Source organism: Paenibacillus sp. BIHB 4019, from assembly GCF_002741035.1.
Taxonomy (GTDB): domain Bacteria; phylum Bacillota; class Bacilli; order Paenibacillales; family Paenibacillaceae; genus Pristimantibacillus.
The window spans coordinates 5,463,039-5,476,074 of record NZ_CP016808.1 but is presented as its reverse complement, the minus strand read 5'-3'; the positions used below and the strand labels follow the sequence as shown (position 1 = coordinate 5,476,074).

The window sequence follows — 13,036 nt, the reverse complement described above, 5'->3', positions numbered from 1 at the left end:
CTGACGCTCCTGGTCGTTTTATTTTTGTTCGTATGTTATGCCGTTTTCTTTGGCAAATTGCTCTAACCTTGCGCTGATTTCATCCGTTGGATAACGATGAAATACTCGCGAAAAAGCCCATGTCGATCCTTTTTGCGGTTCAATCGACACATAGCCAGGCTGTACGCGAATCGTCTTGATCGCTTCTGCACCTAGACGCTTGTCGCCAGTCATCTTGCGCGTTTGAACATAGTTTTTACCGATTGTAATATACGGGCGCCGCAGGAAAAATACAATTGCCAGAAATACATAGCAGCCAATTGTCACACCTAGCAAGGTATCGAATTTAAATTGCGGGTCCATTTGGGCAAGTATAACGTACATGGCAATAAACAGCAGGAGCAAAATCGGCGCAATATAGCTGCGGCCAACAAAACGATCGGATTGGGGTCCAGCTGGCTTAAAGCTTGGGCCGCCTTGTTTTTTGCGATTTTTGTTAATTTGATTCGTGTTTCGGCGCACCTTGCGCTCCCATGTACGTGACAAAGTCGTTCCTCCTTATTATGCTGCAACACAAAATCACGCTTAATAAATCAAGTCTGACAAGTGATGCAGGCTGACACCGTATATCTCCAGGTTTCATCGTAATTCGTTAAAACGGGCGTTTGAATTTTGCAATAAAACGATTCGGATAGTCTTCGGCAAGCGCGCTGACCTCGTCCAGACGATTCCATATCTCTTCAGGCATCGTCCAGCCGACAGCTCCCATATTATCCTCATATTGCGCAAGCGTGCTAGCTCCAAAGATTGGGGATGTGATTCCTTCCCTTTGCAGCAGCCAATTCAGTGAAACTTGAGCAGGTGTTTTATCAAGCTCCTTGGCAGCTGCTATTACAGCATCCAAAACAGCAAAGTTCTGCTCATTTGCCCGGTTTGCCCAAGCACTTTCGCCTACTTTGCTTGTCAATCTGCCCTCTGTCGGCTCTGTGCGATCATACCTGCCTGTCAGAAAACCGCCGCCAAGCGGAGCCCATGGAATAACACCAACGTTTTCTTCTAAGCAAAGCGACATCATTTCACGATCCATCTGGCGGCTGACGAGACTATATTGAGGCTGCAGCGAAACAAAGCGCACATACCGATTAGCATCGCTCCAAGCCAAAGATTTCATAAGCTGCCATGCAAAAAAGTTAGAACAGCCGATATAACGCACCTTGCCTGATGTGACAAGATCATCGAGCGTCCGCAGCGTCTCTTCAATCGGCGTAGCATGATCCCATAAATGAACCTGATACAAGTCAATGTAATCGGTTTGCAGTCGCTTGAGGCTCGCTTCCACGCCGTCCATAATATGCTTGCGGGACAGCCCTACTCCATTAATATCAGAAGATGTTGTCATCCTAACTTTCGTAGCAACGACCATCTCAGAACGACGGCCTTGAATCGCTTTTCCGACGATCTCTTCAGAGCGTCCGCTTACATAAACGTTCGCTGTATCGAGAAAATTGCCGCCGCACTCCACAAAACGATTGATCATCTCAAGCGAATCCTGCTCATTCGTTGTATTGCCAAATGTCATCGTTCCAAGACAAAGTTCAGAAACAGCTAGTCCACTACGTCCAAGCAGTTGGTATTTCATAAAATGATGACCGCCTCTCCCATTAAAATAATTAATGCTGTGGCTTCTCGTCTCCCGCTTCGCTCTCTTCATCTTCTACGAATTTAATCGTATCAAGCTGTTGGCGAAAATTGCTTTTAAACTGCTCCATATATTTACTGCGCAGTTCAGCCCGTTCCGTCAGTTCCTCGGGCGTCAAACCGACTGTTTTATTTTTACGGGATAATTCATTAATTCTGGCAATAAGCTCTTCCATTGATTGCTCACCTCACTTGCTGTACTTTTCCCAAACTCTTTCTACTTTGACATTACCAATACGCAGTTGTCAAGAAAACGGGGCTATAATTAAATACAGAATAGATCGTACAACGATAATGCTATCATTGTTCCGATCTATTCTGTATTTAGGTCGAGTATTCACGCTTCAAAAGTTCCGAAGGACAGCTACATGATTTCCGTCATGCAAACAGCTTGCGTATATTATAGAGGCATGCTTCTTAATGAAGCTACGGAGAAGGAATGACCAGCTTCTGCCCAGGCCATATATCTGGCGACGACAGCTGGTTGCGTTCCCGAATTTGATAAACGGACCAGCGTATATCATCCGAACTGTCCGAGTATTTACGTGCAAGCTCCCATAATGTATCGCCTTGCGCAACCACTACTGTCTGCTCTCCAGCAGCCGCTGGCGCAACATGATTCACTGAAGCTTCTGTGCGCACCAATAAAAAACCAGAAAACAATACAATAAACAGAGCCAGACACACCGCCAACTTCAAAGCATAGCTGCTAAATCCAGCCATGCTGATTTGCCATTTCATCTTTGCCGCCTTAACAGGCGCTTTCTCTGAGAAAATAGATTGATAGGATTCTGGATAAATGATCATTGCCCTCACTCCCAAACGTTTGTTCTGTTTCGATATTAACACGAACATTTGTTTGCGGTCAACAGACAATGCGAACTTTTGTTTTTAGGAACTTATGTTTGTACGAACGGCGGTTCCATGTTATAATTTGAGAAATAAATACTCATATTGCACTTCGAATGAAGTGCATGGATCAAAGTTTCAATCAAAATTCATGTCGCACTCATCATGGAGTGCGTGAACTGGAGTGATCGTGTTGTCCAAAGCTTCCAATCGCCAGCAGTCGATCCTGGAATTTATAAAGAACGAAGTTCGCGAGAAGGGTTATCCGCCTTCCGTACGTGAAATTGGAGAAGCAGTTGGACTTGCTTCAAGCTCGACTGTACACGGTCATCTGGACCGTCTGGAGAAGAAAGGGCTTATCCGCCGCGATCCGACTAAACCTCGCGCTATCGAGATTTTGGATCAGGAAGATGTCGACGGAATTATCCGTCCTGCTGTTACCCATGTACCAATCGTAGGTAAAGTTACTGCAGGTGTGCCGATTACCGCTACTGAGAATATTGAAGAATATTTCCCCATCTCTTCCCATTACGTAGGAGATGATGATGTATTCATCCTTAATGTCATTGGCGAGAGCATGATTGAAGCCGGCATACATAACGGCGACTATGTTATTGTACGCCAGCAGCAGACCGCTACTAACGGTGATATTGTGGTCGCCATGACTGAGAACGATGAAGCAACAGTCAAAACCTTTTACCGCGAGAAGGATCATATCCGTCTCCAACCGGAAAATGTAACCATGGAACCTATCCGCCTGAAGAACGTTACGATTTTAGGCAAAGTCATCGGCTTGTTCCGTGATTTTCATTAATCGTTGAAATTTCATACCCTTCATACAAGAATAAAGCTGCATCCTTTCCCGCACTAGAAACGGGTTGGATGCAGCTTTTTAATTTAGGCAGAGGATTTTTTCCAGCTCTCGGTCTCCCTCCTCAAACTGCCTCGGTATGTCGACATTTAGGAAAGCTTGAACAACCCAAAAACTCCCCACGCGCACTTTTACGACGGACTAATAGCTGGCCACATTTTGCACATGCTACTTCATTTTTTATTTGCTTCATAATTATTTTCTCTGTATTGTTTTGTTCTGTGTTGGTATGTGGTGTTGGAATTGATCTATCAGCATTGATCTTCAAAATCATTTCAATGAGCTCTGCTCGATCTATAAGCCGAACGGCATTTGATTTTGTTAATGTGACTGCAGCTTCTGTATATCCACTGTTGGAAATGACCCATGCCTCACTTGCCGAATAATGTGCGATAGAAGCCTGTGCTTCTTGAACAGCCTTAATCCCGACATTATTACTATAACGTTTAGCTTGAACGACCACCCTTTGTGCGCCTTTTGCTATAACAAGATCTGCCCCGAAATCTCCTGCTGCCTTCGTCACCGTTACCTTGTAGCCATGAGCCTCTAAAAGATGTCCAAGATACTTCTCGAACTGTCGGCCCTCCATCTTATCAATTTCTGCAATACCGGAACGCTTAAGGCGTTCATTGCGTTTGCGAGCAATTGATATCGCTACAATTGCATACAACAACATAACCGCACCAAATGCCACACCCGCAAAAATAAAAGAATTTGTAAGCTTGTACGCCCCAAAACCTGCACCCAACATAAGAAGCAGCACAAATGCTTGTACCGGGTCCAACTCCTCTTTCTTCCTTCTACGTTTTGCCATATTTAGATCCCCTTTGCTCAATATAATATACCTTATATCGGAAAATATAATAGGAATTTATACCTAATAATAAAAAATATAAAAACCTCCAGTCTACTCACTTTACTTTTTCTTACTGAATATAAAAGGACCGACACAAATCATTACTGATTACTACATCAGTAATGTCCATGTCAGCCCTTATCTGATTTTTCCATTGGTTATCTTACAATATTATTGTTAACTCATTCATTCGATGTCAGGGAAGCTGATCGAAATCAGCGAGGAATTGCACAATCAATCCGAATTCAACAGTATAAGCCAAGTAAAAATAGTTACACTTCTCTCTACTGTGAGACGAAAATCAATGCAGCTTTAACTCCTCGCTGTCTTTAACTCGATCATTCCTGCTTTAATATCTGTCTGTCTCTATAATGATATTGTTTCCCTCTGTTTTACATTTTTATTGTATCACAGGAGATATCGTCACAATGTCGGAAATTGTCGAATAGACATTTAATTTCCATCCTAGGACGGAAATTTCTTGACGAAGTCCATATTACCTTGTATAATTTTTAATCTGAAAAAATGACTGATTCCTAACCTATAGGAATCAGTCATTTTTTATTAAATGTTCCACCAAATGAAGTTTCCGACCAATTACATTTGCAGTGACTCCACCTTCAAAAAAAGCGGTGTTTCCAAATCTCTCGACCTTTACATAATTAATGTGGTCGATGTTGACAAGAATGTTGCTATCTAATGACTTAAAACCTAAAGGTATAAATATTTGTTTGCAAGCATCAAGCGTTAGAATTACTGTAAAGATTCCTTTTACTGTGTAAAAACGCGGTACGACATAGTTTTTCTTAGGTTTGAAGACATCAATCAGCATGACCTCAGACAAAATGAAAGTATCAAATTGCTCCCCATTTATTACGTCCCCGTATACCCGCTGTCCCAAAATCTCTGTTGTCATATCCATAAGACTCACGCTACTTCAATTCCTTCGGTACCGGTTGGCTTCCGAGGAAAATTTTTTGTTTTTTTCCTTCTGCAGATTTCTCCGCTTCTTTAGATAGGATTTTCGAGAATTTACGCGCTAATTTCTGTTTCATTCCCTTTTACACCCCCAATCTGTTGAATAATAACAAAAAACATCTGCGCCAAAAATGCAAGCGCGATTACATCTGATTTAAAATATATATTTGATAATACGAGGAGTAAAGAAACACCGCCCCCCCTTCGAAAAATAAGTAATAGAATTGCGCTTAACATCGTTAAGGCTATCACTGCTGCATCATTCAAAACAATATGTGGGATTGTTGAAAGTAGAGCAGCAGAAACGATAAAACATTTGGTTAATGACGAAAAATGAAAACCGCCTGTATAACGCCTCAAGATGCAAAAGGCAAGCATACCCATTACGGTCCCGAGAAAAGCACCAGTAATCCACCCAATGCCTAAAGATAGTGCTATTATCGCCGTTGGATTTAACCAATACCCCAATTGGTAGGCCATTACATTGACAGATACATTGCCCTGCGGATCAGCCTTTTTAATAGATATTGCTATTTGTCTGGAAATGTATTCAATCATCTTCCCTATCCCTCCTGCTCGATAGATAATAAAGTATTATTAAGGCCAGCAAAACTAACGGATAAATAAACATGACTACATTGAAATGAATGGTTATGTACAAAGCAGCTATAATAGTGACGGCAATCGCTAAGGTAGAAATGATAATCAACCTATTCGTTCCGATGAAAAATTTCTCTCTGATGTCAAAATCGTGCGGCGGAATTACGATGAATGCGAAGCCAAGGTTAAAGACTTTGAAAATAGCACCTATCATCACTGCAGCAGAATCGGTTAATATTTGTATGATTTCGATTCCCGACCCGCCTGATGTGGCCGCAACGGATTCATTAACGCCGAAGAGCGTAGCGACATAGTAAACAGGTAGCTGCAAAGCGACAAATACACCAAACCCTGTCGCAACCATTATCCATGAATAAAAGACTTTCACCTTCAAAAGGAACCTATTAAATAGGAGAAAAATCATAATTTGCACCAACATGTCCAGAACAGGAGATAAATCAAGTACAACCCTAAATAAATAAGATGAACATGAGCTTATCGCGCATAGCAGCGCGATTATATATTTGTGCTCACGTAGACTCTGCCTGAAAATTTTAAACATCAGAATTACGACAGCTAGAGCATCAAACATGCTTAAAAACAAAAAATTAATAGTATCCAGGTCGCCACCGTCTTAGAATGTATTTTTAGTAGTAAAACTATATATTAGATTACAATTCCATCATTGCACGCAGATGTCCATATTGGCAATACGAAATATGACGCTAAGTGAATAATAAGTTCAATTTCTTCACATATGCTGAATGCACTACGGATTTTTATGATACATGAATATCCTTCCAGTAAATGCACAAACTAAAATAAAACGATAAGGAGTGTTTTATATGCATACCGTCTGGAAAGGTGCTATTAGCTTTGGTTTGGTGCACGTCCCCGTCAAAATGCACTCTGCGACGGAAGACAAGGATATATCATTCCGAAGTTTACATAAGGAATGTGGCATGCCGATTAATTACGCAAAAATGTGCCGCCACTGCAATAAAGAGATCGTCGCTGACGAAATTGTTAAGGGATTTGAATACGAGGCAGGTAAATTCGTGATCGTTAAAGAAGAAGAGCTTGATGCTATTAAACCCGAGTCCGCCAAAACCATTCAGATATTAGATTTCGTGGACTTATCTGAGATCGATCCGATCTATTTTCAAAAAGCCTATTACCTCTCCCCCGATATGACAGGAGCTGGAGCCTACAACCTATTATTAGAAGCAATCCAGCAGACTAGCAAGATAGGCATAGCCAAAATATCTATTCGCAGTAAAAGCAGCCTAGCAGCTGTAAGAGTAGTGGGAAACTGCTTATGTTTGGAAACGATGTTTTTTCCAGATGAGATTAGAGCCATTTCCCAGGTTCCTAACATACCTGTGCAAACAACGATTAACGACAAAGAGCTCGAAATGGCTAAGATGCTGGTAGAACAGCTCAGCGAACCGTTTGACCCTGCCAAATATACGGACGATTACCGTATCGCATTAACTGAATTGATTCAACAAAAAATAGCGGGACAGAGTGTTGATGTTGTATCTGCACCGACTGCTGAAGGACGGACCAATGTCATCGATCTGATGGCCGCGCTACAAGCAAGCTTGGATGCTACAAAATCAGCCGCCATACCTCCAAGCGCTCCCTCAACCAAGAAAAAGAGAACAGCCAAAGCAAAGGGTAACGTATCATGACCATGCAGCTCCCTTCTGTCCCTATGGCTCCTATAACCTCTTCCATTATTCCCGAAGGCCCCGAATGGGGTTATCAAATTAAATGGGACGGCGTGCGCACTTTGGTCCGCTTAGATGGTTTAGGGAGGGTGGAACTATTCGGACGAAGGTTGGAGCCGCGTAATCATACTTTCCCGGAAATAGTGGCGTTATTAGAGCCGATCCGCGTTGGCCCTTGTATATTGGATGGAGAAATCGCCTATTTCGATGGGGTGCGCCCAAATTTTCAAAGAGCCAAGTTAGGGGCGCGAAAACGCATCCCCGATGATGGCCTTATTTTTGTAATGTTTGATATGATCAATTCGAATGGCGAGGACATTCGCAAACTCCCTTATAAAGAACGTTTTGAGAAACTGAAAGCCTCATTTCCAGAGAAAACGCCTCGACTATTTGTAACCGATTTGCATTTCGATGGACAAGCACTTTGGAATTGGCTGAATGAACGGGAATGGGAAGGAATTATTTCGAAAAGATTAGATAGCCCTTATATGGAGGGAAAAAAACATCAATATTGGTTTAAAAAACGCAAAGAAGTACGGATAGTCGCTGACGTCGTCGGCATAAAACTGCGGGATGGACTTGTTTCAAGCCTTGTCCTGCGATATGAAAATCGTTACATCGGGCATGTTTCGGGCTTGGATCAAGCATCCAAGCAAGTACTTCATCAGTTTATGGTAGATCACCCTGGGGAGTGCCCTTTTAAAGAGCTAACTCCTGGCATGGTAAAATCTGATGTTGTGTGGCTTTCAGTCCCCTTCCCAGCTCGTGTAACAGCTCTGGAATTTACTGATTCCGGACTACTTCGCCAGCCTAAGCTACTCGGATTTGGGGACAAATCATAACCAAAGTACCTTTTAGGCCTCAGAACTCTCTGTTTTAAAAAGAAGATTGATGCCCGATTGAAGAGATAAAATTACCTTCATGTTTCAGTAAAACTCACTGAGCATGTATTTCCAATTCGGTGTCATTTTGACTTAAAAACTTCAATAAATCATTATTTAGCTGCACAATCTCATTGTTCGCATTATCCGCATAATCCGGCAACATCATATCCTGAACCATCTTGGTCCGTTGCCACATCATAAAGAATAGATCCAAAATGAAGTTGGGAAATTTAAGCACCATTTTAAGAATTGCTGGATCAATAGAAACGCCAGATTTTTGTATCGCCCTTAAATAGCCTTTAAAAGTGACTGTTATTTGGTGTGCCGTTTTTCTGGTTCTAGCTGTTTGCAAAACGCTCAACATGGCAATGTCTGATACGGAATGTGTGACTACACCATCAATTTCCCCAAATGCAGTTGCCACTAAAATCTTTGGTGGAAATCGCGCATGCAATACGCCATCTTTAATCTGTCCGCCGAAACCAGGAAAAGCTGGTAAAAGTCTATCCCCTACGATATCCAGCCATGAAGAAAATCCAATTGAATTACCAGTCATCGTAACTATGTTTTTGCTTTGATTATCTTTTAGAGCAAACAACGCTGATTCGGATCGATCGTAACGCACAGTAACGAAAATAAAATCGTATACATCTTCATTTTGTAGCGTATCAATGACATTCACTTTCATCGATCACTTGGAATAAGAATTCGATTCTGCTTAAGTAGATGCCTGAAAACGGGCATTTATTGTTTCAAATACCATCTTAGCATCTTTGCTCCAGAACGGTGTAAGCCCCCCTTTTTAAAGCCTTCCATAGTGCGCTGCCCATCTTTATTAAATATTCCCGGAGCTAATTGTGTTGGAGCTACATTGTAACGCTTCATATATTCATAAAAGATGACACAAGCCGAATTTGCACGGGCACTGGAAGTGGATCGTCAGTTTATCCATCCCACCCTTTTGCTAGCCCCCATCTAGCAAGAAAACCGACACAAAGTACGCTTCTTATCAGCGTCGTTGTGTCGGCTCGGTCCGGCTTCTTACCATTCAGTCACCAACTTTTTTTATTTAGTGCTTTGTAAGATTCTACTCTTGTCTATATCATCAGACAGTACGAGTTGTCGCAAATTTTTATTAAACACCATTGTGGTGATCTGATACCTGAATGCCAGCCCCTCTACAGTCGTCTTCATCGCCGTAATTTGCAGACCTTCATGTAACGAATTGAGAAAAGGATTAAAGTCCCCTGTCATTACATTCACAATCCTTTTTAGATATTTGTCCATTCGATTTTCAGACTTTGTAAAGTCTAATAAATCATATTCCAAATTCGTGAAATCCTGTTCAAAGACAAGGACTGCTGAATCTGTATCAAGTCGAAAAGTTGTTCGTATTGCTCCTCTTCCAGACCATTTCTTTTTGAACTCTGCAAACTTAAATGCGGTGTTTTTTTCAAATTCTGCTATCTCCATGACCTGTATCCCCCTGATGTAATAGGCTTATACCTGTATTATCAGGGACTTACTGGAAGAAGTAAATATAAATTGGCGATCGTGAATTATGTCGCACTATGTCGAATAAGTCTTGACAAATGAAGAACGTTAATTTAACGCGTAAAAATAGCCCTTTTCCTGTAGGAAGGGCTACATTAGTTGAATTTCCGGATTGTACTTCAGCATAAATTCGACAAAATCTTTGACTCTATGGTATGCTACGCCGCATTTTTTAGATTGTTTATTAACAAACCTTTCAAAGTAAGCATCTCCTGTTTTGGGATTCAGCAATATTACCTTATCTTGATTAATCATTTCTGAACGATCGAGCACAAGGAAATTGTACCCGCTGCTGTTAAGCGCCGTTTCCCAGTATACAAGAGTACCCATAGTATAGTAAACATCCGTCAGAGTGTGTATGATTATGCGTTTCTTTTCCGATAAGGATTTAATAATTATAATGTCCTGTACCTTAACAGAAACTAGACCTAATGTGCCTAACTCGTCCTTGGAGACGGTCAACGTATCAATCGTGAATAAGTGCATGGATGTTCACCGCTATTTCAACAATTCTTCTGGGGTTTCTGGCTGATTGACATAGAGGAAGCTTGCTGTTCTTACTGAAAAAACAGCCGCGCCGTCCAATAATGAAGCCAATTTATATACTAGATTTTTTAGCATGGGTACTCACCACCTTCGCCAGAATTAAAGTCAAACACTGCACAAGCAGAGTTAATGCAATTATAGACGATTCTATCAACAGATTGCTACATACAATTAAGGCAGATAAAAGCTTAAGTAGTGGGTAATAACGTTTTGGGATACGAGACTGTTTTTCTATGTCTGTTGGTGAAAACATTAATACAATCAATAGATTTAAGAGATTGATTATCACCAACATTTTTCCCGGAAAGTTAGGCGTGAAAGACAATGCCGTCGCCACGCCTACGGATACTATGACACACATTGTGCCCGATTTTAGGTGTATGCCTCCGGATACCTGCCTAAGTATTGCAAATGATATCAACGCTGCTACAACGCCGCTTGTTCGCCCAGTGAAAAAGGATATGAGCAGCGCACCTGTAATTATAAATAAAGCGTTTAAGATAAACGACAAAGCGTATTGCAAGCGAGCTACCGACGCTGGATGCTCCGGAACGACTGATTTAATGCTTATTGCTAGTCTTCTCGAAATAGTTTCCACCATTGGGCTTAACCTCCTTGAGGTACGAATAAACAAAGAAAAATAATGCTGCTAGGAAATAGTATATAATATTTAACAACTCGCTCCGCTGGTGGAGTATAAAACCGAATCCGAGCAAGATCACAATGATAAAACCTCCGACCACTCTCTGTTCATGAGGAAAACGCATCTTTTCTGAGATGCTCTCCATAAAGCCAATTCGCATACGGTTTAGTCCCCAGGCAATAGAAAGGTTAACCCCGGCTGTGATGACCTGTAGCAAGTACCCTATATATGGATGCACTTTAATCTCTGCCAATGAGAAAAAAGGTATGGTATTAACAATCGCACCTTGGATAGAGGCGAAAATAAAATACCCCAAACCAGTAATAATTAATGCCGCAAAAAAAGGTATCTTGATAACGACCGATAGAAATATTACGAACACAAAAATATTGATAACGGGCACGATACTTTCGAGCGAAAGTTCCTCCCTCAAAAAAAAGCTTTGCAAACTCATTAACGTTACAACAATTAGTGCTGGATAAAAGCTTGCTGCATCGTATCGGTAAATCTTGAGCATTAAGTAAAGAATGCCGAAACCCTCAACAATGGAGAAAAGCATAAATAAAATGAATTCCAACATATTTCATCGTCTCCCTTTACAGCCCTAGTTCTTCTTTGGTGTGAGTGGCTTTGGTACGTCTGCTACCGCTTTATCTATTAAACTCATCATTACATGGGGACATGCTGAATGCAATACAGATTATTATGCTAAATGAATATCTTTCCAGTAAATGCACGCTCTAAAATAAAACAATAGGGATTGGACAATGCTTCTAAGCAGGTGCTGCAGCAGTTTATGCAACAGCATCCATGAGAAAATCCATTCGGCTAAAAAAAGAAATGGACTGATGTTGTTGCTTGCTGTCCCCTTCCCAGCTCGTATAACTGCACTTGAATTTACTGATTTCGCTCTACTTCGACAACCTAAACTAATCAGATTTGGAGACAAATAATAACTAAATACGCCAGTTAATTTAACTGTATTTTGTGTTACCACAAATAAATATCAGTTCTCAAGCACTTGCGAATTTAAAAAGTAGTTATAATTACCCAAAATAAAAGAAGGAAATTCAGGAATAATGTAGAATCCTTATATTATACCCACATATTAAGGAGTGTTTAATTTGAAATCAAAGAACAAATGGCTTTTAGCAGGTGTTGCAACAGCATGTGTATTTTCGTTCTCTATGGGAGCGCAGGCTGCTGGATCACTAGAAAAAATACAAGCCAACCTGAATCATGGTATTAAATTTATCTTGAACGGAGAATCCTGGAATCCAAAAGATTCTAATGGCGCTGCTGTTAAACCAATAAGTTATGCTGGAACAACATATGTACCTCTCCGTTCAGTTGCAGAAGCTACAGGCGCAGAGATTAAATGGGATAACGATACACAGTCTATATCCATATCAACGGGTGATCAAGAGGCTACTAGGCAGCCATTTAATACAAGCAATGTATCGCACGTAAAAACGTATACAGAAAGTGGAATCACGAATAATGTAGATGAGCTTTTATTCGGAGAAACTCAATATACAAGCGCATTTGTAGTTCAAGGTGTCAACTCAGCTAACCAAGGGGTTACTTTTAAAATTAAAGAAGGAACGAAAAAGATAGGTATTTCCATTGGCTTTAAAGACCCAAAAGGAACTAATGCTACTTATAGTATCGGAACTAAAACAAGTACATTTGCAACAGGATCTGTAAACAACGGCACTGTTGTCACTAATACTCTTGATATTCCAAAAGGAACTACAGAACTTATCCTTGAATTCAAGGGCCAACCTGGTGCAAATGGTAAAGGATATTTACTGTGGGATGAAAGCTGGCTTGAAAAGTAATAAT

Annotated in this window: 18 protein-coding genes; 4 read left to right on the top strand and 14 right to left on the bottom strand. The window is 41.0% G+C overall.

Annotated elements, in window-relative coordinates:
* Positions 1–18: 18 nt before the first annotated feature.
* The 4 genes from BBD42_RS23915 to BBD42_RS23900 all read right to left on the bottom strand — a co-directional run bounded on the left by BBD42_RS23915 (position 19) and on the right by BBD42_RS23900 (position 2,484).
* Complete coding sequence (locus tag BBD42_RS23915) at positions 19–525, bottom strand: hypothetical protein (RefSeq protein WP_099520182.1); 507 nt, start codon at positions 523–525, stop codon at positions 19–21.
* A 106-nt stretch (positions 526–631) separates the two neighbouring features.
* Positions 632–1,618 carry an aldo/keto reductase gene (locus BBD42_RS23910; RefSeq protein ID WP_099520181.1) on the bottom strand — a complete coding sequence of 329 codons (987 nt, stop codon included), beginning with the start codon at positions 1,616–1,618 and terminating at the stop codon, positions 632–634.
* Between the two features lie 31 nt (positions 1,619–1,649).
* Entirely contained in the window at positions 1,650–1,853 is a 204-nt protein-coding gene (locus BBD42_RS23905) for a DUF896 domain-containing protein (RefSeq protein WP_056040774.1), read from the bottom strand.
* 250 nt (positions 1,854–2,103) lie between these two features.
* A complete protein-coding gene (locus BBD42_RS23900) occupies positions 2,104–2,484 on the bottom strand; it encodes a LysM peptidoglycan-binding domain-containing protein (protein ID WP_172455605.1) in 381 nt (126 codons plus the stop codon).
* A 235-nt stretch (positions 2,485–2,719) separates the two neighbouring features.
* On the opposite strand from BBD42_RS23900, the gene lexA reads away from it, so the two are divergent.
* Entirely contained in the window at positions 2,720–3,340 is a 621-nt protein-coding gene (lexA, locus tag BBD42_RS23895; RefSeq protein WP_099520179.1) for a transcriptional repressor LexA, read from the top strand.
* Between the two features lie 121 nt (positions 3,341–3,461).
* Here the strand turns inward: lexA and BBD42_RS23890 are convergent, their stop codons facing one another.
* From BBD42_RS23890 to BBD42_RS23875, 4 genes are all read right to left on the bottom strand, one after another.
* Positions 3,462–4,211 (bottom strand): restriction endonuclease, encoded by a 750-nt coding sequence (locus BBD42_RS23890; protein WP_099520178.1) that lies wholly within the window; start codon positions 4,209–4,211, stop codon positions 3,462–3,464.
* A gap of 592 nt (positions 4,212–4,803) precedes the next feature.
* The gene (locus BBD42_RS23885) at positions 4,804–5,169 is read right to left on the bottom strand and encodes a dipeptidyl aminopeptidase (protein WP_237163210.1); all 366 of its coding nucleotides are present in this window, start codon (positions 5,167–5,169) and stop codon (positions 4,804–4,806) included.
* A gap of 116 nt (positions 5,170–5,285) precedes the next feature.
* A complete protein-coding gene (locus BBD42_RS23880; protein ID WP_099520177.1) occupies positions 5,286–5,789 on the bottom strand; it encodes an accessory gene regulator B family protein in 504 nt (167 codons plus the stop codon).
* The gene (locus BBD42_RS23875; RefSeq protein ID WP_150131601.1) at positions 5,782–6,219 is read right to left on the bottom strand and encodes a hypothetical protein; all 438 of its coding nucleotides are present in this window, start codon (positions 6,217–6,219) and stop codon (positions 5,782–5,784) included. The genes BBD42_RS23880 and BBD42_RS23875 overlap by 8 nt, the downstream gene beginning before the upstream one ends.
* A 457-nt stretch (positions 6,220–6,676) precedes the next feature.
* Here BBD42_RS23875 and ku point away from each other — a divergent pair, with 457 nt between their 5' ends.
* Both ku and BBD42_RS23865 read left to right on the top strand, forming a co-directional pair.
* Positions 6,677–7,525, top strand: a complete 849-nt coding sequence (gene ku / locus BBD42_RS23870) for a non-homologous end joining protein Ku (protein ID WP_099520175.1) — start codon at positions 6,677–6,679, stop codon at positions 7,523–7,525.
* A complete protein-coding gene (locus BBD42_RS23865) occupies positions 7,522–8,406 on the top strand; it encodes an ATP-dependent DNA ligase (protein ID WP_099520174.1) in 885 nt (294 codons plus the stop codon). Before ku ends, BBD42_RS23865 begins: the two co-directional genes overlap by 4 nt.
* A 94-nt stretch (positions 8,407–8,500) precedes the next feature.
* Here the strand turns inward: BBD42_RS23865 and BBD42_RS23860 are convergent, their stop codons facing one another.
* The 6 genes from BBD42_RS23860 to BBD42_RS23835 form a co-directional block, all read right to left on the bottom strand.
* Positions 8,501–9,130 (bottom strand): hypothetical protein, encoded by a 630-nt coding sequence (locus tag BBD42_RS23860; RefSeq protein ID WP_216364872.1) that lies wholly within the window; start codon positions 9,128–9,130, stop codon positions 8,501–8,503.
* A 383-nt stretch (positions 9,131–9,513) separates the two neighbouring features.
* Positions 9,514–9,921, bottom strand: coding sequence for a hypothetical protein (locus BBD42_RS23855; RefSeq protein WP_099520173.1), 408 nt, complete (start codon positions 9,919–9,921; stop codon positions 9,514–9,516).
* A 171-nt stretch (positions 9,922–10,092) separates the two neighbouring features.
* Complete coding sequence (locus BBD42_RS32910) at positions 10,093–10,488, bottom strand: LytTR family transcriptional regulator DNA-binding domain-containing protein (protein WP_099520172.1); 396 nt, start codon at positions 10,486–10,488, stop codon at positions 10,093–10,095.
* 12 nt (positions 10,489–10,500) lie between these two features.
* Positions 10,501–10,623 carry a cyclic lactone autoinducer peptide gene (locus tag BBD42_RS23845; protein ID WP_081419031.1) on the bottom strand — a complete coding sequence of 41 codons (123 nt, stop codon included), beginning with the start codon at positions 10,621–10,623 and terminating at the stop codon, positions 10,501–10,503.
* Positions 10,601–11,149 (bottom strand): accessory gene regulator ArgB-like protein, encoded by a 549-nt coding sequence (locus BBD42_RS23840; RefSeq protein ID WP_099520171.1) that lies wholly within the window; start codon positions 11,147–11,149, stop codon positions 10,601–10,603. Before BBD42_RS23840 ends, BBD42_RS23845 begins: the two co-directional genes overlap by 23 nt.
* Positions 11,109–11,771 (bottom strand): hypothetical protein, encoded by a 663-nt coding sequence (locus tag BBD42_RS23835; RefSeq protein ID WP_099520170.1) that lies wholly within the window; start codon positions 11,769–11,771, stop codon positions 11,109–11,111. Before BBD42_RS23835 ends, BBD42_RS23840 begins: the two co-directional genes overlap by 41 nt.
* Before the next feature lie 544 nt (positions 11,772–12,315).
* Here BBD42_RS23835 and BBD42_RS23830 point away from each other — a divergent pair.
* Positions 12,316–13,032 carry a stalk domain-containing protein gene (locus tag BBD42_RS23830; RefSeq protein ID WP_237163209.1) on the top strand — a complete coding sequence of 239 codons (717 nt, stop codon included), beginning with the start codon at positions 12,316–12,318 and terminating at the stop codon, positions 13,030–13,032.
* The last annotated feature ends 4 nt before the right edge of the window (positions 13,033–13,036 follow it).

Excerpts from the sequence above, each read along its gene's own strand:
- BBD42_RS23910 (WP_099520181.1), bottom strand. The coding sequence starts at position 1,618 with ATGAAATACCAACTGCTTGGACGTAGTGGACTAGCTGTTTCTGAACTT.
- BBD42_RS23905 (WP_056040774.1), bottom strand. The coding sequence starts at position 1,853 with ATGGAAGAGCTTATTGCCAGAATTAATGAATTATCCCGTAAAAATAAA.
- BBD42_RS23900 (WP_172455605.1), bottom strand. The coding sequence starts at position 2,484 with ATGATCATTTATCCAGAATCCTATCAATCTATTTTCTCAGAGAAAGCG.
- BBD42_RS23890 (WP_099520178.1), bottom strand. The coding sequence starts at position 4,211 with ATGGCAAAACGTAGAAGGAAGAAAGAGGAGTTGGACCCGGTACAAGCA.
- BBD42_RS23885 (WP_237163210.1), bottom strand. The coding sequence starts at position 5,169 with ATGACAACAGAGATTTTGGGACAGCGGGTATACGGGGACGTAATAAAT.
- BBD42_RS23880 (WP_099520177.1), bottom strand. The coding sequence starts at position 5,789 with ATGATTGAATACATTTCCAGACAAATAGCAATATCTATTAAAAAGGCT.
- ku (WP_099520175.1), top strand. The coding sequence starts at position 6,677 with ATGCATACCGTCTGGAAAGGTGCTATTAGCTTTGGTTTGGTGCACGTC.
- BBD42_RS23865 (WP_099520174.1), top strand. The coding sequence starts at position 7,522 with ATGACCATGCAGCTCCCTTCTGTCCCTATGGCTCCTATAACCTCTTCC.
- BBD42_RS23855 (WP_099520173.1), bottom strand. The coding sequence starts at position 9,921 with ATGGAGATAGCAGAATTTGAAAAAAACACCGCATTTAAGTTTGCAGAG.
- BBD42_RS32910 (WP_099520172.1), bottom strand. The coding sequence starts at position 10,488 with ATGCACTTATTCACGATTGATACGTTGACCGTCTCCAAGGACGAGTTA.
- BBD42_RS23845 (WP_081419031.1), bottom strand. The coding sequence starts at position 10,623 with ATGCTAAAAAATCTAGTATATAAATTGGCTTCATTATTGGACGGCGCG.
- BBD42_RS23840 (WP_099520171.1), bottom strand. The coding sequence starts at position 11,149 with ATGGTGGAAACTATTTCGAGAAGACTAGCAATAAGCATTAAATCAGTC.
- BBD42_RS23835 (WP_099520170.1), bottom strand. The coding sequence starts at position 11,771 with ATGTTGGAATTCATTTTATTTATGCTTTTCTCCATTGTTGAGGGTTTC.